The sequence below is a fragment of the Stenotrophomonas sp. YJH_SMC_91 genome (genome assembly GCF_059368495.1).
Genome location: NZ_JCAFRT010000012.1, coordinates 91,802 through 109,022, shown reverse-complemented (window position 1 = coordinate 109,022; position 17,221 = coordinate 91,802). Strand labels below are relative to the sequence as shown.

At 64.9% G+C, this 17,221-nt stretch carries 16 protein-coding genes; 2 read left to right on the top strand and 14 right to left on the bottom strand.

Translation table 11 applies throughout. The annotated features are described in order from the left end of the window. Nucleotides 1-88: 88 nt before the first annotated feature. A complete protein-coding gene (locus AC5P5X_RS15150) occupies nt 89-2,797 on the top strand; it encodes a class III lanthionine synthetase LanKC N-terminal domain-containing protein (protein WP_164094156.1) in 2,709 nt (902 codons plus the stop codon). 30 nt (nt 2,798-2,827) lie between these two features. Here the strand turns inward: AC5P5X_RS15150 and AC5P5X_RS15145 are convergent, their stop codons facing one another. The 8 genes from AC5P5X_RS15145 to AC5P5X_RS15110 all read right to left on the bottom strand — a co-directional run bounded on the left by AC5P5X_RS15145 (nt 2,828) and on the right by AC5P5X_RS15110 (nt 10,133). After that, complete coding sequence (locus tag AC5P5X_RS15145; protein ID WP_043033382.1) at nt 2,828-4,540, bottom strand: sensor domain-containing diguanylate cyclase; 1,713 nt, start codon at nt 4,538-4,540, stop codon at nt 2,828-2,830. Nucleotides 4,541-4,660: 120 nt separating this feature from the next. Continuing rightward, entirely contained in the window at nt 4,661-4,855 is a 195-nt protein-coding gene (locus tag AC5P5X_RS15140) for a hypothetical protein (protein WP_005413550.1), read from the bottom strand. Then, nucleotides 4,855-5,490 (bottom strand): DNA-3-methyladenine glycosylase, encoded by a 636-nt coding sequence (locus AC5P5X_RS15135; RefSeq protein ID WP_043033383.1) that lies wholly within the window; start codon nt 5,488-5,490, stop codon nt 4,855-4,857. Before AC5P5X_RS15135 ends, AC5P5X_RS15140 begins: the two co-directional genes overlap by 1 nt. Before the next feature lie 72 nt (nt 5,491-5,562). Then, nucleotides 5,563-6,522: a cation diffusion facilitator family transporter gene (locus AC5P5X_RS15130; RefSeq protein ID WP_043033384.1), complete on the bottom strand. Its 960-nt coding sequence runs from the start codon at nt 6,520-6,522 to the stop codon at nt 5,563-5,565. 69 nt (nt 6,523-6,591) lie between these two features. Next, on the bottom strand, nt 6,592-7,176 hold the full coding sequence (locus AC5P5X_RS15125) for an AprI/Inh family metalloprotease inhibitor (RefSeq protein WP_043033385.1): 585 nt from the start codon (nt 7,174-7,176) through the stop codon (nt 6,592-6,594). 190 nt (nt 7,177-7,366) lie between these two features. Next, on the bottom strand, nt 7,367-7,624 hold the full coding sequence (locus AC5P5X_RS15120; RefSeq protein ID WP_005409784.1) for a hypothetical protein: 258 nt from the start codon (nt 7,622-7,624) through the stop codon (nt 7,367-7,369). Further along, nucleotides 7,621-8,973: a membrane protein gene (locus tag AC5P5X_RS15115; RefSeq protein ID WP_005409783.1), complete on the bottom strand. Its 1,353-nt coding sequence runs from the start codon at nt 8,971-8,973 to the stop codon at nt 7,621-7,623. The genes AC5P5X_RS15120 and AC5P5X_RS15115 overlap by 4 nt, the downstream gene beginning before the upstream one ends. A gap of 20 nt (nt 8,974-8,993) precedes the next feature. Continuing rightward, a complete protein-coding gene (locus AC5P5X_RS15110) occupies nt 8,994-10,133 on the bottom strand; it encodes an SPFH domain-containing protein (RefSeq protein ID WP_005409782.1) in 1,140 nt (379 codons plus the stop codon). A gap of 222 nt (nt 10,134-10,355) precedes the next feature. Here AC5P5X_RS15110 and AC5P5X_RS15105 point away from each other — a divergent pair, with 222 nt between their 5' ends. Further along, nucleotides 10,356-11,768, top strand: a complete 1,413-nt coding sequence (locus AC5P5X_RS15105) for a ComEC/Rec2 family competence protein (protein ID WP_143569554.1) — start codon at nt 10,356-10,358, stop codon at nt 11,766-11,768. Between the two features lie 16 nt (nt 11,769-11,784). Here AC5P5X_RS15105 and AC5P5X_RS15100 read toward each other — a convergent pair whose 3' ends face one another. From AC5P5X_RS15100 to AC5P5X_RS15075, 6 genes are all read right to left on the bottom strand, one after another. Beyond that, nucleotides 11,785-13,077, bottom strand: coding sequence for a transporter (locus AC5P5X_RS15100; protein WP_065183549.1), 1,293 nt, complete (start codon nt 13,075-13,077; stop codon nt 11,785-11,787). Between the two features lie 46 nt (nt 13,078-13,123). After that, the gene (locus AC5P5X_RS15095; RefSeq protein ID WP_111118073.1) at nt 13,124-13,873 is read right to left on the bottom strand and encodes a hypothetical protein; all 750 of its coding nucleotides are present in this window, start codon (nt 13,871-13,873) and stop codon (nt 13,124-13,126) included. A gap of 12 nt (nt 13,874-13,885) precedes the next feature. Beyond that, nucleotides 13,886-14,590, bottom strand: coding sequence for a C39 family peptidase (locus AC5P5X_RS15090; RefSeq protein WP_012480358.1), 705 nt, complete (start codon nt 14,588-14,590; stop codon nt 13,886-13,888). A gap of 99 nt (nt 14,591-14,689) precedes the next feature. Further along, entirely contained in the window at nt 14,690-16,006 is a 1,317-nt protein-coding gene (locus AC5P5X_RS15085; protein ID WP_111189735.1) for a FapB/FapC family functional amyloid domain-containing protein, read from the bottom strand. 43 nt (nt 16,007-16,049) lie between these two features. Beyond that, nucleotides 16,050-16,667, bottom strand: coding sequence for a FapB/FapC family functional amyloid domain-containing protein (locus tag AC5P5X_RS15080; RefSeq protein ID WP_049460021.1), 618 nt, complete (start codon nt 16,665-16,667; stop codon nt 16,050-16,052). Further along, the gene (locus AC5P5X_RS15075; RefSeq protein ID WP_049460020.1) at nt 16,664-17,194 is read right to left on the bottom strand and encodes a FapA family amyloid fibril periplasmic chaperone; all 531 of its coding nucleotides are present in this window, start codon (nt 17,192-17,194) and stop codon (nt 16,664-16,666) included. The genes AC5P5X_RS15080 and AC5P5X_RS15075 overlap by 4 nt, the downstream gene beginning before the upstream one ends. Between the last annotated feature and the right edge of the window lie 27 nt (nt 17,195-17,221).

Sequence of the window (17,221 nt, the reverse complement as noted above, 5' to 3'; positions counted from 1 at the left end):
CGGCATCGCGTTGGCGGCGCATTTGTACCTGGCCAGCCGCATGTTTCCGGATCAACCCAGCTTGGGCCGGGATGACAGGGAGTTGTTCATGGTCGACACGACGGCACGGATGTATACGTTGTTAGATGATGTTCATTTCGAGAACATCGAACGCTATAGGCCGACGGATGAGTATTCTTCCGTTGCTCGTAACCTGCTCCCTGCCGACTGGCAGTTGCAGCCACGTGGGTTCTGGACACACTGCCGGCCGCCGGGATGGAAGAGCCGCTCCCACGGCTGGAAGATCCACATATCGAGCATCCCGGAGAACGCCGAAGAGACCATCGCGGTAGCGTGCGAAGAGATCGCGGCCGCGGGTGCCATGTTCAAGTTCTGCTCCGATCCGCGCATGCTGGCAATGTCGCTGGGAAAGGGATGGTCACGGTTCCAGCTTGGAAAGTTCATCACGCTCTATCCGGCAGGCGAGGCCCAGTTTCTCAGCCTGCTGGAACGGCTGCACGTACGTACGCAGCACCTCGGTGGACCACACATTCTTACTGATCGCCCGTACAAGGGGAGCAGTGTTGTCTACTATCGCTACGGTGCCCACTCGGAGGGCTTCCGACCCGACATCTATGGCAACAGGGAGCAGGGATTCCGGCTGGAGGACGGCTCTTGGCACGACGACGTGCGAGGTGCCCACTTCCGGCTCCCTCCAGGCTGCACGGACCCGGTGGTTCCGTTGGAGCGTCCTGCGGTCGATCCGCAGCCGGCGGAGATACTGCTCAACCAGCGCTACAGGGTCCTGGGCGCGCTCAAATTCAATGGTACAGGCGGCGTCTACCACGGCGTGGATATGGATACAGGCCAGCGAATCGTGATCCGCGAGGTGCGCGGCTTCGCCGGCTCAATGCAGGCGCTTGCTCCGCATGTGCTCGTGGGCGGTATCCAGCGTGAGGCCAGGATTCTGCAGAAGCTGTCGGGCACTGGCTTGGTACCCGAGTTCGTGGCGCTGTTCAAGGAGTGGAACAATTGGTTTCTTGTCGAGGAACAGCTGGAGGCTTCGACACTCTGGGACAGCGCAATGGACTTCTACTTCTCGGAGGAGCTGCAGACGGCCGCCGATGGCTTCAGGCGCATCCGGGAGAAGATTGTCAGCATTGCAGAGGCGCTCTCCGTCGTGCATTCACGTGGTGTCGTACTTCGCGACCTGACACGTAGTAACGTAATGTTCACCGCCGCCGGGCAGGTGAAGTTCATCGATCTCGAATTTGCGCATGAAATCGGTGTTGACGACCGCTGGGTGAAGGGGTGGACACCCGGATATGCATCGGCGGAACAGCGTGCGTCGCGGCGACCGACCGTGCAAGAGGATCACTATGCGCTGGGTGTGCTGATCCTGGATATGCTCACCTTCTGTGCCTCCGGTCTCGACCTGGCCCGTGGGCAGATCGTCGACGGAAAGTTACCTCAGGTTCTGGCAGATCTGGGCCTGCCCGAGGCGCTGCGGGATATCGTGGTCGGGTTGACCGATCAGGATGCAGGCAGGCGCTGGGACATCGCCAAGGCGTTGAAAGCGCTGGGGAACATTGAAGTGCCATCGCCACGGCGGGTGATGTTTCCGTCCCGCCAGGAGCTGCTGACCGCGCCGATGCCGGCTCCCTCCGGGTGCCGGGCGCTCCAAGACATCCTTTCAGGGCTCGCGGCCTATCTGCACTCCGTTGTCGACACCGGGCGTGATGATCGTCTCTGGCCAGCCGGACCGCAGCTGTTCTTCACCAATCCGGTTTCGCTTCAGTTTGGCGCGACGGGAACTGCATGGTTCCTGCTACGGCATGAGGGGCACCTCGACCCGGCGATTCTTGACTGGATCCAGGACAGGGCGGTCAGTGAGCGGTGCCCGCCAGGGTTGTACTCCGGACTAGCCGGGGTCAGCCTGCTGCTGTTGCAGGCCGGGAGACGGGAAGCGGCGATGCGGGTGCGCGCGGGCGTCGCGCAGTCGGGCGACGCAATGGCAACTCCTAGCCTGTACTTTGGTGCGGCCGGACAGGGCCTGATGGACCTGCACTTCTGGCAGGCCACCGGTGATGGCGCTTACCTGTCATCGGCGATCAGCATCGGCGAAGGCCTGCTGGAAAGCTCCCGGCGTACCCCGCAAGGTCGATTCTGGTCATCGCAGGGCAAGGTCTTCCTTGGGTTGGGTGATGGTCAATCCGGGATTGCACTGTTCCTTAGCTACCTTGGCGTGGCCAGCGGCGATGCCCGATTCCTGGAGGCGGCGTCGCAGGCGCTGGATTACGATATTTCCCATGGCATTCGTGTGGCCGGACGGCTGTTCTGGAAGAATCTGGCGGATGCGCCCGCCAATGCGAGCAACTCACCGCACACACGCTTTGGCGCAGCGGGCATCGGTACCGCCTGCCTTCGGCACTTTGCTGCAACGGGTGAGGTGCGTTTCCGCGAGATTGCCCTGGAGTGTGCGTATTCGGTCCGATCAAGGGTGACCAACAAGTTGTGGCAGGAGAGCGGCAATGCCGGATTCGGTGAGTACATGCTGGACCTGGCTTGCGTCTTGGGGGATGAGCGTTACGCGAATGCGGCCTTCCATCACGCCGAGGCGATCGCACAGCACGCAGTTCCCATGCCCGTCGGGGTGGCGTTCGCGGGCCCGGCACATCACCGGGTCTGCAATGAGTACAGCGTTGGGGGCGCCGGCATCGGCATCTTCCTGGACCGGCTGCTGAAGCGCTCTCCACGATTGCTGATGCTTGATGGCCTGCTCGACCGACGGTCCGGTGCATCGAGGCGACTTGCGTGAGCAGCGCGCGGTGGCGATCCGCGGGCGGTCCTAATCCTTCTGCGCGCGTCGCTCCCGACGCACGCGCGCGCGGGTTCGGTACAGGCGGCTGTCCGCCTTCTGGATGGTGTCGGCCACGGGCTCACCGGCCGTGTTGATGGCCGCACCCATCGAGAACGCGCTGGGCGAAAGCGCGGCGTGGTCCTGGTACCAGTGCTCGAGTTCGCTCAGGCGGCCATTCGCTGGCGCGACCAGCACTACCATGAACTCGTCGCCACCCAGCCGTACCACGGTCTCGTCCTTGCCCAGCGGCGAGCGCAGGAAGGTGGCGAACTCGACCAGCACGGCATCGCCACGGCGGTGGCCCTGGGTGTCGTTGATGTGCTTGAAATGGTCCAGATCGAACATCACGCAGGCCCAGCGCTCGTCAATCAGTTCATCCAGCCGGTGCAGGTAACGCCGGTTGTAGCACTGCGTGAGCGGATCCTTGAAGGACATGTCGCGCAGCTGCTGCTCCTGCATCCTCAGCGCGGTGACGTCCTGTGCATGCCCCAGCACGTAGGGCGGGCTGGCTTCGTTGTCGAGCACGTTGTGGTACGCCCAGTAGTGGCGCGTACCATCGGCGGCAATCAGCTCGATCACGCCAGCGTCGGTGTGGTTTGCCTGGATCCGGGCGAGGTAGGCCCTGAAACCTTCGCGTTTTTCCGGCGGCATCAAGTCACACAGGCTGCGCCCGATCATCTGGCTTTCCTCGAAGCCCAGCGACTGCACCGCCGCCGGATTCACCGAGGTCAATGTGCCGTCCAGCGTGTGGGTGCAGATCAGGCCCAGGCTGTAGTGGAACAGCCGACGGTAGCGGGTTTCGCTCGCTTCCAGCGCGTCGAGCGCGGCTCGTTCGTCCGTGATGTCCTGGATCGCCCCGACCAGGCGCGGATGGCCGTCGACCTGTTGCCGGCTGCCGACCACCCGGGTCCAGATCGCGCGCCCGTCGGCCGTGGTCATCGGCAGCTGTACTTCCCAGGATGTCCCCTCGTCGATGCAGCGCTGTACCGCCGCCTGGATGATATTGCGGCTGTCCTCGCGATAGAACGAGAGTGCGGTCTCCAACGTGGGCGTGAAGTTGCTGCGTACGCCATGCAACTGCTTGGTTTCCCGTGTCCAGCGCACCTCGTTGGTCAGCAGGTCCATCTCCCAGCCGCCTACCCGTGCGGCACGGTTGGTACGCTCCAGGAAGTCCTCACTGCGTTTCAGCTCGCGATGCAGCGCCTTGGCCTGGCCAACCTGCGCCATGAGGGTGCTGCGCTGTTCCAGCACCTGGGTAGTGACCCGAGCCAGATGCACCATCAGTTCACGCTGGGAGGGTGACAGCACACCGGGCATCGGGTCGAGCAGGCACAGCGTGCCGATGCGTGCGCCGTGCGTCGACCCCAGGGGAATGCCGGCGTAGTGGCGGATGCGCGGCCCACCGGTGACCAGCGGATTGGTGGAAAAGCGTGGGTCCTGGCGCGCATCGGGAATCTCGAACAGCTCGTCCTGGCGTATGGCATGGGTGCAGAAGGAAATCTCGCGGGCGGTCTCGCTGACGCCCTCCAGGCCGATGTTGGCCTTGAACCATTGGCGGTCTTCGGCCACCACGGTGATCAGGCCCATGGTAAGGCCGGTCGCGGCGCGGGCCGCGGCGACGATGGCATCGAACACCGGCTCCGGTGGCGTATCCAACAGGTGCAGTCGTTCGATTTCGAGCAGTCGTTCGGCTTCGTCCATGGCGCTTTTCAGGGCTGGGTGGCGAGGGCGGTTGCGGCGGCTGGCTGGCGCTACGCTAGTGTGCGCGCCGTTATGTATCGCCACGGCGGGGTGATGCCGATGTGAGGTGGGCGCGCCGGCTCAGTGCTGTTGGAGCGATGCCTGCAAGGCGGTGGCCAGTGCAGCGTCTCCGGATACCAGGTCCTGCCAGCGCAGTGTGATGCCCTTGCGTCGCCCCTTCTCAACCAGCTTGAGGCCCTCAGGCGCCACGGTGAGAGTGTAGGGTTGGCCGTCGATGTGCAGTTCGCGGCGCAGTGGCTTGTCGAGCGGGGTCATCATCGTTTCCTCGCTGGGGCGGAAGCGCGACGTGGCTGGATCGATACGTGACGGTGATCACGGATGTGCCAACGCCAGGGGAAATCAACAGCGCGGGTGATGCCGATGCGGGGCCCGACCACTGGATCCTCCGGCGGCGGCAGGCCATCGCTGGCGATGACAATGCCGTGGTTGCCGGTCACCAGATCAGCGCCGTCGAAGCTGCGGTCCAGCCCGAAGGCCTGCGAGAGCTTGCCGGGCCCGCTGGCCAGATCGTGGTCGCGGCGCGCGGCGGGACGCAGTTCGCGCATGCGCTCCAGGCCCAGCAGCGGCTCGATGGCCCGCAGCAGCACCGCCACGCCTTCACCCACTTCGCCGCAGACAACGTTGCTGCCCCAGTGCATGCCGTAAGTGAAGTAGACATACAGGTGGCCGGCCTCGCCGAACATGCTGGCCGTGCGCGGGGTCTGCCCGCGATAGGAGTGTGCGGCCGGATCGACACTGCCCGCGTAGGCTTCGACTTCAACGATGCGACCCGTTCGGCCATCGTCACGGACCAGAAGTTTGTTGAGCAGCTCGGGCGCAACTTCAACGGGCGGGCGCCGGTAGAAGCTGCGCGGGAGGATCTGAAGAGAGGCGGGCAACCAATCCGGCACGGTAGAGGCAGGCTCGGGAAAACGGTGATGGCACTGTGGCACCAGACAGGTGAAACGGGCGCAGACGCAGTGTCATTCCTGCGCAGGCGGAACGGCCAGTGCCGCGCGGCGGGAGGCATAGACCTCGGGTGTCTGCGGCTTGATGAACAGTGCCACCAGTTCCGGATACTCGCGCTTCACGGCTGATTCGATGCGGGTGATGCACGCCTCGATCTGCGGTGTCTTCCGGTCATCCTCGAACTCGGCGCTGAGCATGGCCACGACCTGTTCGGGGCCCATCTGCATGGTGGTCACGCCATTTGCGCGGCGCAGGTCCGGATCGGTTTCCGCCACGGCCATGATCCGCTCGGCCACGGCCGGGTGGGCCGGCTCACCCACCAGCAGTCCCTTGGTTTCGCGTGCGAGAAGAAAGGCGGTGGCGGCAAGCACGCCGGCGATGCACAGCGACGCCACACCATCAAGCACCGGCATGTCCAGGACCTGGGCGGCCACGAGCCCGATCAGTGCGAAACCCAGGCCCAGCAGGGCCGCGCTATCCTCCAGCAGCACTGTGAAGGTGGACGGGTCCTTGCTGCGACGGAAGGCTTCGAAGTAGCCCAGTTTGCCCTTGGTACGCCGGAACTCCCGTAGCGCGACCCACCATGAAGCCCCCTCGAACAGGATGGAGATGCCCAGCACGCTGTAGCTCAACGCGTGGTTGGTGGCCGGCTCCGGCCGGCGGATGTGCTGGATGCCCTCGTAGGCCGAAACACCGGCGCCGGCGGCGAACACCAGCAGGGCGACGATGAAGCTCCAGAAGTACAGCTCGCGGCCGTAGCCGAACGGATGCACGGGGTCTGGCGCCTTGCCGGCGCGGCGCAGGCCGTACAGCAGCAGGAGTTCATTCAATGTGTCGACCAGCGAATGCACGCCCTCACTGAGCATGGCCGAGCTGCCGGAGCTGCCGGCAGCAATGAACTTGGCGATGGCGATGGCCAGGTTGCCCGCGAGGGCGGCGTAGATGACCAGACGGGAACCGGTGGGAGCGGACATTTCGGCGGCGGGGTGAGGCGGATTCCTGATCTTCCTGATCAGCGCGTGCCTACTGTGTGCACGGTGCGATCAGCGCCCCTTGGGATTGAGGTACAAACGCGCCCCATCCGATTCACGGTAGCCCGTCCAGCGCCCACCGCCTGACGCGCGGAAGCGCCCGAACACGGTGTTGCTGGTGTCGGTGAGCAGCAGCTGATTGCCCGACAGTACCCAACGGTTGGCCGAGAAGAAGCCATCCGGGCAGCCGGCGGGCACGTAGGCACTGTAGCCGCCGAACCACTCGATGTTCTTCAGCTCGATGGAGCAGGTGTTGCCGTTCTCCTGGCCCAGCGTCCAGCTGCCGAACAGATCGCTGTCGCGCACATCGCGGCCGCCACGGTGGCGGTCGTGGCCCCAGTCGTCGTTGTCGTCGTGGAAACCGAAACCCACGTCGATCTCCTTGCTTTCGCTGCGTGACTCGGACTGCGAGCTGCCGCTGGTGGTGGTCTGGGTGGTCACCGCGCCACTGCTCTGGGTCTGGGTGCTGCTGGATTGCGTGGTCTGGTCGGTGTGGGTGGTCTGTTCGCCGAAGCCGAACGAGGCGTCCTGGGCCAGGGCGGGCAGGGCCAGGCAGCACAACGCGGACAGGAAGGTACGGGCGAGCACGGCAGCCATCGCAGGATCCTCGGAAGGGGGGATCGCGCGAGTATCGAACCGGTGGGGTGGGAGACGGTGTGAGGGTGTGCGCTGGGGCAGCCCAGCGAAGGGTAGTGCCGGCCGCTGGCCGGCTCCCACTTGGCGCCCAGAAACCGAAGGAATGCCGGCCAGCGGCCGGGCACTTCCAGCAGCCAGGCATGGCCTGGCGCTACGGGTCGGGTTTCACCCTCACCACCCGTTTCCGGTACTCATACACGTTGTCACCGCGGATGCGCTTTTCCTCGGTGCCGGTGACCCGGCCCACCTGCTGGTCCGAACCGGTCACGGGCTGCGCCTCGATTTCGGTCTCGTGCTCGAAGGAATGTGATTTGTCGGTGTTGCGGTAATAGCGGTACAGCGCCCAGTACAGCGCGGTTGCGCCGGCTGGACCTGCCGCCAACAGCCAGAGGCCACTGTCGTCGCTCATGTCGATGCCACCAGGAAGGCAATTGCGAGGGCTTCAATGACGGTGCCGGTGGCCAGTGCCGCGAGCAGCATCTTCCATTGCTGCACGGGCACGCTGCCCATGGTTTCGCCGGTACGGCCGTTCACCGCGATGTAGTGCAGCATGCCGCCGTTCTTTCCGGGCTGGTGGTACGAGTACAACCACACCGGCAGGTACATCGACACCCAGCGGGTGCCATGCACCTCCAGCTGTTCCTGCTCCCAGCGCACGCCACGGTTGTAGCGCTTCACCGAACCTTCCACCTGTGCGCGGGCAATCGACAGCAGCTGGTCTTCCAGCCGCGGCCGCAGCTTTTCCACATCCAGGTTACGCTTCTCAGAAGTAAAGCCGGCCAGGTACGAGGCGTTCCACTTCACCGCGTTCTTGGTATCGAACGGCAGGATGGTGTTGATGATGTTGTTGGTGTTGGCGCGGGTGTCCAGATTGCCGCGCTCGGCCGAGGATTCCAGCGGCAGGTCATCAACGGTGAAATCGACCTGGCGCTCCACCTGGTAGACATCGGCGTCGTAGAGGGTGCGCTTGTTCTTCTCGCTGCCCACCGTGTACTCGCGCGTCTTGATCTCGCCCTTGCCGGCCACGGCCGCGCTTACATTGCTGTCGACGATCATGTAGGGCAGGAACACGCCCACCACGTTTTCCGGGGTGAACTGGTCCTTGAAGGCCTTCAGCGCGAACATGCGGCGCTTGTCGACGAACTGGCGGATGCGCGCGACCGCGTCGTCCTTCTTGATATGGAAGGGCAGCACCGCATCAGGCACCGCGCCATTGCTGATCTGTTCGTTGACGCCGAACACGTGGCGGCACCAGTGGCAGCGCGCCGTCATCGTGCTTTCGGTATTGACCGTGACTTCGGCGCCGCAGCCGGTGCACTTGAACGTCATCAACGCCGAGGTGTCGGCATCGATGTCGCGTGCGCCGGACGCGATGACGGTGCCGCGCAGCTGGTCGATGGCCTCGCCCAGTCCGAATTCCTCCTCGACCCGCGCGCCATGCCATTCGTGACGGCAGTACAGGCAGACGAGGATGTCGGTGCCGGCCTTGGGCCGGATGTCGGTGGCGCCGCACTTCGGGCAGCGGTTGAGGCCGTCCTTCAGCTCGCTGGCCGAGGTATCGATGGCCACGGGATCGGGCGCTTCCACTTCATCGCGGATCGCCTGCGGCAGCTTCGAGGTGTCCAGCGGGAAGCTGCCGGGCAGGGGAGGGACGTCCTGCGGCGAACCGGGCCCATCCAACGACGCCGCCGGCAGGGGCGGCGGCGTCGCGGGCGCGGATCCGGGCAGCGGCGGTGGGCCGTTTCGGGGATCGGACATGTCGGTTGTGCGTCCTGCTGTTACAGGCCCAGTGCCTTGGCCTTGAGCGCGTCGTAATCGCTCTGGGTGATCAAGCCCAGGTCCAGCATTTCCTTGGCCTTCTTCAGCTTGGCGACCGGATCGTCGGCAGCCGGGGTGGCCGGCTGCTGCATGCCGCCGACACCGAACATGCCCGAGGCCATGCCGACACCGACCAGGCCCGCCGCACCGCCGTTCTCGCCGGCCGACTGGATGCCCTGGGCGACGCTGGCCTGCAGGTTGGAATTGCCGCGCGAACCGGACAGCGCATCGGCGCGCTGCACGGTCTTCAGCAGTTCGCGGGTGTTGGCGTCGTACTCGATCGAGACGATGGCGGTCTTGACGATGGCCAGGCCGCGGTCGGACTTCCACTGGTAACCCTGCTCGACGGCGGCCGACAGGCTCTGCGCGAAGCCCAGCGAGTCCTGCTGCAGCTTGGTGATGCGGTTGCCCTTGCCCGGATCGTTGGTATACAGGCTGAAGGCCGGAGCCAGCGAACCGACCACTTCATTGAACAGCTGGCTGGCAGCGGCGTTGTCCAGATCGGTGAAGTCGAACACCTGGCCCGGCCGCAGGTAGCTGGCCGGTACGAAGTTCTTCACGAACAGGATCGGGTCGACGATCTTCAGCGTGTACGAGCCGCGGGTGATCGCACCGACCTGGGTATTGAGGAAACCGTCGTCCCAGTAGATTTCCGACTGGGTGCCGAAGCGGTTGTCCGGCAGTTCCTTCAGCGAGACGAAGTAGGCCGCCTGCTGCGCGCCCGGCTGGCCGCCGAACTTGAAGCGTTCCCAGCTCTGCTTGATGAAGGTGCTGACCAGGCCGTCGCCGGCGAAGATCGACTGCGAGTTCAGGTCGTCCGAACGCCATTCGTAGCCACCCGGTTCGGCGACGAATGCGGTGATCGCGCCGTCCTGGAACAGCAGCAGGCCGTAACCTTCGGGCACGATGATTTTCGAGCCGTTGGTGATGATGTTGGACGAGCCGCTGGTGTTGGAGCCGCGGCCGGCATTGGTGCCCTGCGGCACCGCCGCGAACAGGGCGGCCGTGGACGGCAGGCCCGCCGGCACGGTGTAGAAGTCCTTCCACTGGTCGGCCAGCACACCGCCAACCGCACCCTTCACCGCCTGTACCAGACCCATGTCCAACTCCCTGTGATTCGAGGGCAGGCACCATGCCTGCCGAGCTTGGCTGAATATAGCAGTGGCCGGGGGCGGCTGTGGTGCCGGCAGGTGAATGGGCGCCACGGGGCCCCGGTAATAGTCCGGACGTTGATTCCGCCGCCGACTCCGGGCCTAATCGGAGGAGGGGCAATGACGTCCCAGCCGACGCTGTGTCGGGCCTGGCCAAGGAGGGTGCAGAGCATGCCGCGCTACAAATCCGAGGAACGCAGTGCACAGTACTACGCACTCTTCGAGCCGACTGACATTCTGGAAAATGGGCGCTGGAACCTTGACGCTCCGGTTCTGATTGATGCGATGCCCGTCGCATCGGCCGAGTCATTTGCCACGATGGACGAGGCGCCGGATAACGTCGACTTTCTTCTGCTGAGCGTCGACGCGCGTGAGGTTGAAGACTACGAGCTGAGCGATGAAGAGTATGCGCGTGGCGAAGACGCTTGGTGCCTAATCACTCTTTCCAACCGCAACTTCGCCGGCGCCATCTCTGTGCGGACACTTCCAATTGGTGATGGCTCTGGTGAGGGAAGTAGGCCTGAAAGACTCTACATGTCCGTGCAGAAGGACGAGACAGGACGCGCGGCGACCTCGAGCAATAACCTGCGCTCCTTTCTGAGTGAGGCTGCCGAGACGTCGCAGGTCGAGGCAGCGCTTCGTAGCGTCGATGTGTCGCTGCATGGCGTTGCGGTCTACGACGTCGGGCAGGCCAACTTCAATGCCCTTGTGGATCAATACGAACATCCTCGTCTTTTCTTTGATTTTGGCCGGCCCATATACATAAAAGGCTTCAGCTCTCCAGCATTGGATAACTTCAATCCTCTGGTCTTCAGCAAGTCGTGGAAATCCAACGAGCCAGTGGTCCTGTCTCATTTGGATCAGGATCATTGGCACTTCGCATTCAAGTCTGGTGTGGCTCGCTGGGACAAGAGCAAGGGTGCCTGGATAGTGAATCCTGTATACCGTCGTACGGCTCGGGAAAGGCCATGGGTTGTCCGCTTGCCGCCATCGACGGTGGCCCTGGGTGCAAGTCACCTCCACCTTCTTTTGTCTCTCAAAAGCAGGAAACTGGCTGGAGGGGCGAGCGCGCTTCACATCTGGAACAGTAATTGGCCGGATATCAGTGTTGGCTCTGTGGTGATCCATCGATGCGATCCGGGCCCGAATACGCCCAACACGCCTGCATATCTGAAGAACAACACTTCCCTGGCGCTAAGAGTGGAATCCGATCATGCGCGCGTTCTGCTGACCGGTGACGCTGACTATCCATCCATTCCGTCATCTGCCAAGCAGGATCTCACCGGAATGGTAGCTCCTCACCACGGCGGTGAGGTTACTGCGAACAGCACGCCAGCAGGGGTCGGCCCAGGTCGAATGGTATTTTCAACATTCAATGGTGCGTATCCCGGCAATCCATCCTCCCAATCATCGTCAGAAGCTCAATTGGCTGGCTGGATCGTGACACAGACCAATTGGCGCTCCTATTGCAGCAGATGCCAGAAGCAGCACGGGCATAAGTACATACCTTTGCTCGCAGCTCCACCTCGATGCGGCTGTACCCACGTGGAACATGCGCAGATATGCCTGCCCACAGGTCCGTGACACTTCAAGTGCGCCCTTACAACATGTACGGAATCTTGAACGCCAACGTGAAGTCCGGCGCATCCGGGGTCAGCCCGATGCCCAGCAGCGTCACCAGCGTGGTGTGCTGGTTCAACGCATAAGTCACGCCCAGGTTCAGGGACGCCGCATTGGCATCACTGCCGATCACCTTCATCCACTTGCCGCCCTCGAAGCGGGTGGAGGCGCGGGCGCTGATGCGGTCACTGAAGGACAGGCTCAGGCTGGTCCGCTCGTTGAACGCAAAGGCCACGCCTGCGCCGAAGTACACCGAGCCACCCAGCTTCACGTCGCCCGGATTGACCGTGTCCGGATTGCTGTCGATGTCGTTGAATCCGCGCGGGATGGAGTGCACATAGCCGATATTGGCGAACAGGATGGCCGGGTCGGCGGTCTTCACCATCGACAGACCGAGGTTGGCCTGCCATACGCCGTTGCCGGTGGGCTGCTCGCGCGGCACGGCGAAGCGGATGTAGTCATCGTCATCGCGCTCGATCACCTTCCAGTCCAGGCCGTAGGGTGCGCGCCCGGTGGGGGCGGTGACGCCGGCCGTGAGCACGGTCTCCGGGCGCCAGCCGCGTTCGCCGAACAGCCGGTAGTTCGCGCTCAGGCCAATGTCGCCCAGGCCGTTGCCGTTGGTCTGCTCCTGCGCGATGGCGGCTGCTGCACCGCCGGCGCCGCCTTTCTGGTACACGGTGCGCCGCGCCAGGTAGGGCACATCCAGGTTGAGCGTCAGGTTCGGGCTGACGCCCCAGCGGGCCGCCACGTTGTAGGTCAGTGAGTCGGACTCCACGTTCTCGATGGCGATATTGCCGAGGAAGATCGCGTCCAACGCGAGGAAGCCGTTGAGGGTGAGCTGCTTGCGGTCGTAGCGTGCGTAGGTGAGGCTGTTCTCGATGGTGAAGCGGCGCGAGAACAGGGCAGATTGCTGCTGCTTCACATCGTCCACGCTGCGCCGCGACTCCTGCCTGGCCTGTTGTGCTTCTGCGGCGGTACTGGCGTAACCCTCGCTGCTCGGTGGAACCGCGGCGGCCGCTGCCTGCGCCAATGGCGCGGCCGGTGGGGTCGAGGCTGGGCCAACCCGCCCGCCCAGGCGCGCCTGCATGGCCTGCACCTGCATGTCCAGCTCGCGCAACCGCCGCACTTCCTGTGCGTAGTTGGCCTTCAGCTGTTCCAGCTGGTTGGCCAGGGCCTGCACGTCGGCGCCATCATCCGGCGTCGTCGGTGCGGCAAGGGCGGTGCCCGCCAGCGCCGCCAGCGCCAACGGGGTGATCCTCATCAGGGTGTGCATGATCGTGTCCTGCGTTGTGGAGCGTTTCCCCCAATGCCAGGCCTTGCTACTGGCCCGGCCCCATGCCGCGGTTCAACGCAATCGCCTGGGCCACGTTCTGGCTCAATGGCAGGTTGCCGCCCACGGCGTTGCGCACCAGCTCCAGCTGCAACTGGTTGCTGGCGATCTGGCCGTCACCGGCGAGGGCGATGCCCTGGCCGACGCTGCCATTGCGGATCCACTGCTGCACCAGCCCCTGGCCATCCACCTGCAGCAGCAGGCGTGCCTGGTTGCCTTCCAGCACCGCCGTCGCGCTGGCGCCGCCCTGCTGCGCACTGACATTGCCTGCGCCATCAGAAAGAGCCGCCGGCACGTCACCCTCGCGAACCGTCAGCGTGGTGACGTTGCGCGCGAGATTGCCATCGCCGGCCACCTGCACGCTTTGCACCAGGCCGCTGGCGTTGGCCAGGCCGCTGCTGTCGATGCTGCGTCCGTGGGTATCGGGCAGCGGCGCATCGGCTGCCGTGACATGCACGCTGGGCTGGAAGCTGAGTTTCGGCGCGCCACCGCCACGGAAGTCCATGCCCAGGGTCAGGCCGCCCTGCAGGGTCGTGCCGTTGCTGGCCTGCCACTGCGACACCATGGTGACCCCGAACCAGGCGACGTTGTTGCCGCCCACGGTGTAGCGCCCCCGCATCAGGCTCAGCTCCGGATCGGGGATTTCCGTGAGGCCACGCCCGGTCCTGCCGTCGGCGGCCTGCAGGGGCAGGGCAGGGGCCATCAGCAGCAGAACCATCCATACGTGTTGGCGGAACATGGTCATACCTCCTCAGAACAGGTCGGCGTGGCTGAAGCCGAAGTCGACCAGTTCGGCATCGGTGATCGGCCCTTGCCGCGCGAAGAGCGCGCGGGCACTGGGCCGTTCGCTGGGTTGCAGAAGAGCGGTGTTGCGATCGAAGTCGCTGCCGATCACCACGAAGACCGCGCGCGATGGCCAGGCGGCCAGGAACTCCGGCAGCGCCAGGCTGCGGTTGCCGAGGATCGGGTCAGCCACTTCCACGATGCCGTTGCGCACCTGCTTGAGCACCACGAAATGGCGGAAACCGCGCACGTCCATCAGCACCAGTCCCGGCACGCGAAGGGTGCGCAGTCGTGTTTCATCGATGCGGTAGCCCCGGCCACGCATGCCCAGCGATTCCACGTAGCGCTTGATGTCGAGCAGGGAGAAGCCGCGTTCGGCCACCAGCGCTGGATCGGAAACCCCCATCATCCCTTCAATCACCGTCGCCTCGTCGGTCTGCAGGTGGTAGGCGTGGCGAAGGATGGTCGCCAGCGCCGCAGCCCCGCAGCTGTAGTCGGTGTGCTGGCGTACCACGTTGCGGTAGCGCCGCTCCTGCATGCTCTCCACCTTCTGCTGCAGCAGCGCTCCATTGGGCAGTACGCCACTGAAGCGCACGTCGCCCGCCCACGCAGGAACAGTGGCCAGCAGCAACAGGCAGGCCAGCAGGCACATCGAAAGACGGCAACGGATCATCACAGTCTCCAGCAGCAGGGGGGAGCCCCCGTCCCAAGGGGGAGGAGGGACAGGGGCTCCCGGGAACCCGGCCATTGGCGGACGGCCGGGGTGTTGCGCTTACTCGCCGCTGCCACCACCGCCGCCGGTGCTGGGCTGGGCGACTGCCAGGGCCAGGCTGTTGGCCTGCAGGTTGCCGGTGCCTGCAGCCACGTTCACGCCGATGTTGCCGGAGGCGCCGGAGAAGGCGCTGCCGGACAATGCCGAGGTGTTGGTGGCGTTGACGTTCACCCAGCGCGTGGTGCTGACCGTGCCGCTGAGGCTGGCATACAGGTCGGCCACGCCCAGTTCGACGAACTGGCTGGTGCCACTCTCACGCGTATCGAAGCCCAGGCCGCCCACCCCCGGCCGGTTGGGGTTCATCGTGGCGTTCTGGATCTGGTTGTCCAGGTCGATGTGGCCGGTGCTGTTGCCACCAGGGTGTGGCAGCTCGCCACTCCACGTATCCAGGTAGTAGTTGGCCATCTGGTAGGCGTTGCCGGTACCGCGGTAGGTGCCCGCGCCATAGGCCAGGGTCAGACCGCTGACGCCGCCATGCATGCCGACCTGCACGGCATCGGTGTAGGACTGCACGAAGCCGGCGTTGCTGACCGTGTTGCCGGTGGAGACCTGGTTGGAGCTGATGCTCGACTGGGCCACCGCCGTGGTCGCGACCGAGGCCGCGAGCGCGTTCTTCTGCTCGTTGTTGTTGCCCGAGGCGATGTTCACGCCGATGTTGCCGGACGCGCCGCCGAAAGCGTTGCCGCCAAGACCTGCGGCGTTGGTGACGCCGGAGTTCATGGTCGCGTTGCCGAAGCCGGCCTGCTTGACGAACACCTCGGCGTCAGCCATGCCGAAGCTGAAGGACGCATCGGCAGCGGACAGCGACGCGGCATTGTCCTGGGCATTGTTGTCGCCGGAGACCACGTTGAAGCCGAGATTGCCCGATGCGCCGGCACCCACGCTGTCACCGATGGAGGCACTGTTGGTGACCAGGCTGTTGCTGGTGGCGTTGTTGCTGATCGACTGGCGGTTGTCGATCACGGCAATGGCCGCCGAGTCGAGGTCGATGTCGCCGGTGATGTTCGGGTCGCCGGAGAAATTGATGTCGGTGCTCAGCCGCAGGTCCTTCTCCAGGTTCACGTCGACGCCGTGGTTGTTCTTCTCCTTGCGTTCGTCGGCCTGGATGTTGCTGTGCTTCTGCACATTGACGTTGACGGTGCGGTTGCGCACGTCGTTGTCAGTGTGGTTGTGGGTGTCGTTGCGGGTTTCGCTGACGGTGTGGTTGTGGTTGATGTTCGCGTTGGCGTTCTGGTTGTCCCAGCCATTGGCCGCAGCGGCGGTCGAGGCAGTGGCAATCGCCATGGCGAGCATGGTCTGTTTGACGGTCGCTTTCATGGTGCCCTCTCTCTCATCAGGTGGTGCATCGGTTGGGTGGTTGTCACGGGCGGTCCTGCACGACCAGGCCCAGTACGTTGGCCGTATCGTTGCCGTTGCCCGCGATCTGATTGAGTTGCAGGACCCCGTCGAATCCCCGCAGTGCGGTGCTGGCTACACCGGCGCTGCGGGTGCCCGTCGCGACGCCGCGACCGGTGTCGTCCCGCCCCCCTGCCAACGCGGAACCCTCGGCGGCCAAGGCCGTATCGTCGGTTTCGCGTATGCCCTGTCGGGCCAGCGTTGCGCTGACGACGTTGAGCGTCGTGTTGGCGATGCCGCTGGCCTGGTTGATGGATGCGATGCCACTGGCACCGGCCAGTGCGTCACCGCCAATGAATGCAGTGGCCTGCAGCGGCGCGGACAGCACGCGGTTGCCCTGCTGCAGTTGCCGCGCATTGATCGCCACGTCGGCGCGATCGCCCTTGGCGATACCCCGCAGGTTGGCCTGCACATTGAGGTCGCCGGCGGCCTGGTTCACGGCGATGGCGCCATTGGCCCCGGCCAGTGCGTGGCCGTCGATCCGGGCCACGTCGAGATAGGCGAGCATGCCGCTGTAGTCATCGGCCCGGGTTGCCCAGGGCGCGGCAGCGAGCAGCAGAAGCAAGCCGTGCAGGGTCTTCATTTTCCACCTGCCGGGGCCGTGCCCTGCAGGGGGAACTGGGCCAGTGCGCCGCGCACGGTGTCGGCGATACCGCGGGTGCTGCTGCCGACCGCACCGAGCGGACCACTCATGGCGCCCCCCAGGTTGCTGCCGACCATGCCGTCGCCACTGCGGCCAAGCGTGCCGCCCAGGGCCTGCTGGGTGACCCGTTCAACGGTGGTTCCACCCGGCGCCGCGATGGACGCTGCCTGCCCGGCCCCCATGCCGGCATAGTCCTCATCGCTCAACTCATCCATGCCGGTCGTCGTGCCGCCGGCACCCAATGCGGTGGCGATCTCGCGCTGCGGCTTCGGGTCGGCAATCAGCGCCATGCCCGGTGGTGCCATGCGATAGGCCGGCCGCGCGGAGACGTCCCGCAACAGGACGATTTCGCCCGGTTGTGCCTTCACGCCCTGGCGGGCGCCCGACGCGGACGCGTCGGCGCCAACCGACAGCAGGGCTGTTGCCAGCGCTGCGGCCAGGCCGCGAATCAGGGTGGTGCCGTCCATGCCGATCTCCCGCGATGGGTGCGGCGG

Excerpts from the sequence above, each read along its gene's own strand:
- AC5P5X_RS15150 (WP_164094156.1), top strand. The coding sequence starts at position 89 with ATGGTCGACACGACGGCACGGATGTATACGTTGTTAGATGATGTTCAT.
- AC5P5X_RS15145 (WP_043033382.1), bottom strand. The coding sequence starts at position 4,540 with ATGGACGAAGCCGAACGACTGCTCGAAATCGAACGACTGCACCTGTTG.
- AC5P5X_RS15140 (WP_005413550.1), bottom strand. The coding sequence starts at position 4,855 with ATGACCCCGCTCGACAAGCCACTGCGCCGCGAACTGCACATCGACGGC.
- AC5P5X_RS15130 (WP_043033384.1), bottom strand. The coding sequence starts at position 6,522 with ATGTCCGCTCCCACCGGTTCCCGTCTGGTCATCTACGCCGCCCTCGCG.
- AC5P5X_RS15125 (WP_043033385.1), bottom strand. The coding sequence starts at position 7,176 with ATGGCTGCCGTGCTCGCCCGTACCTTCCTGTCCGCGTTGTGCTGCCTG.
- AC5P5X_RS15120 (WP_005409784.1), bottom strand. The coding sequence starts at position 7,624 with ATGAGCGACGACAGTGGCCTCTGGCTGTTGGCGGCAGGTCCAGCCGGC.
- AC5P5X_RS15115 (WP_005409783.1), bottom strand. The coding sequence starts at position 8,973 with ATGTCCGATCCCCGAAACGGCCCACCGCCGCTGCCCGGATCCGCGCCC.
- AC5P5X_RS15110 (WP_005409782.1), bottom strand. The coding sequence starts at position 10,133 with ATGGGTCTGGTACAGGCGGTGAAGGGTGCGGTTGGCGGTGTGCTGGCC.
- AC5P5X_RS15105 (WP_143569554.1), top strand. The coding sequence starts at position 10,356 with ATGCCGCGCTACAAATCCGAGGAACGCAGTGCACAGTACTACGCACTC.
- AC5P5X_RS15100 (WP_065183549.1), bottom strand. The coding sequence starts at position 13,077 with ATGCACACCCTGATGAGGATCACCCCGTTGGCGCTGGCGGCGCTGGCG.
- AC5P5X_RS15095 (WP_111118073.1), bottom strand. The coding sequence starts at position 13,873 with ATGTTCCGCCAACACGTATGGATGGTTCTGCTGCTGATGGCCCCTGCC.
- AC5P5X_RS15090 (WP_012480358.1), bottom strand. The coding sequence starts at position 14,590 with ATGATCCGTTGCCGTCTTTCGATGTGCCTGCTGGCCTGCCTGTTGCTG.
- AC5P5X_RS15085 (WP_111189735.1), bottom strand. The coding sequence starts at position 16,006 with ATGAAAGCGACCGTCAAACAGACCATGCTCGCCATGGCGATTGCCACT.
- AC5P5X_RS15080 (WP_049460021.1), bottom strand. The coding sequence starts at position 16,667 with ATGAAGACCCTGCACGGCTTGCTTCTGCTGCTCGCTGCCGCGCCCTGG.
- AC5P5X_RS15075 (WP_049460020.1), bottom strand. The coding sequence starts at position 17,194 with ATGGACGGCACCACCCTGATTCGCGGCCTGGCCGCAGCGCTGGCAACA.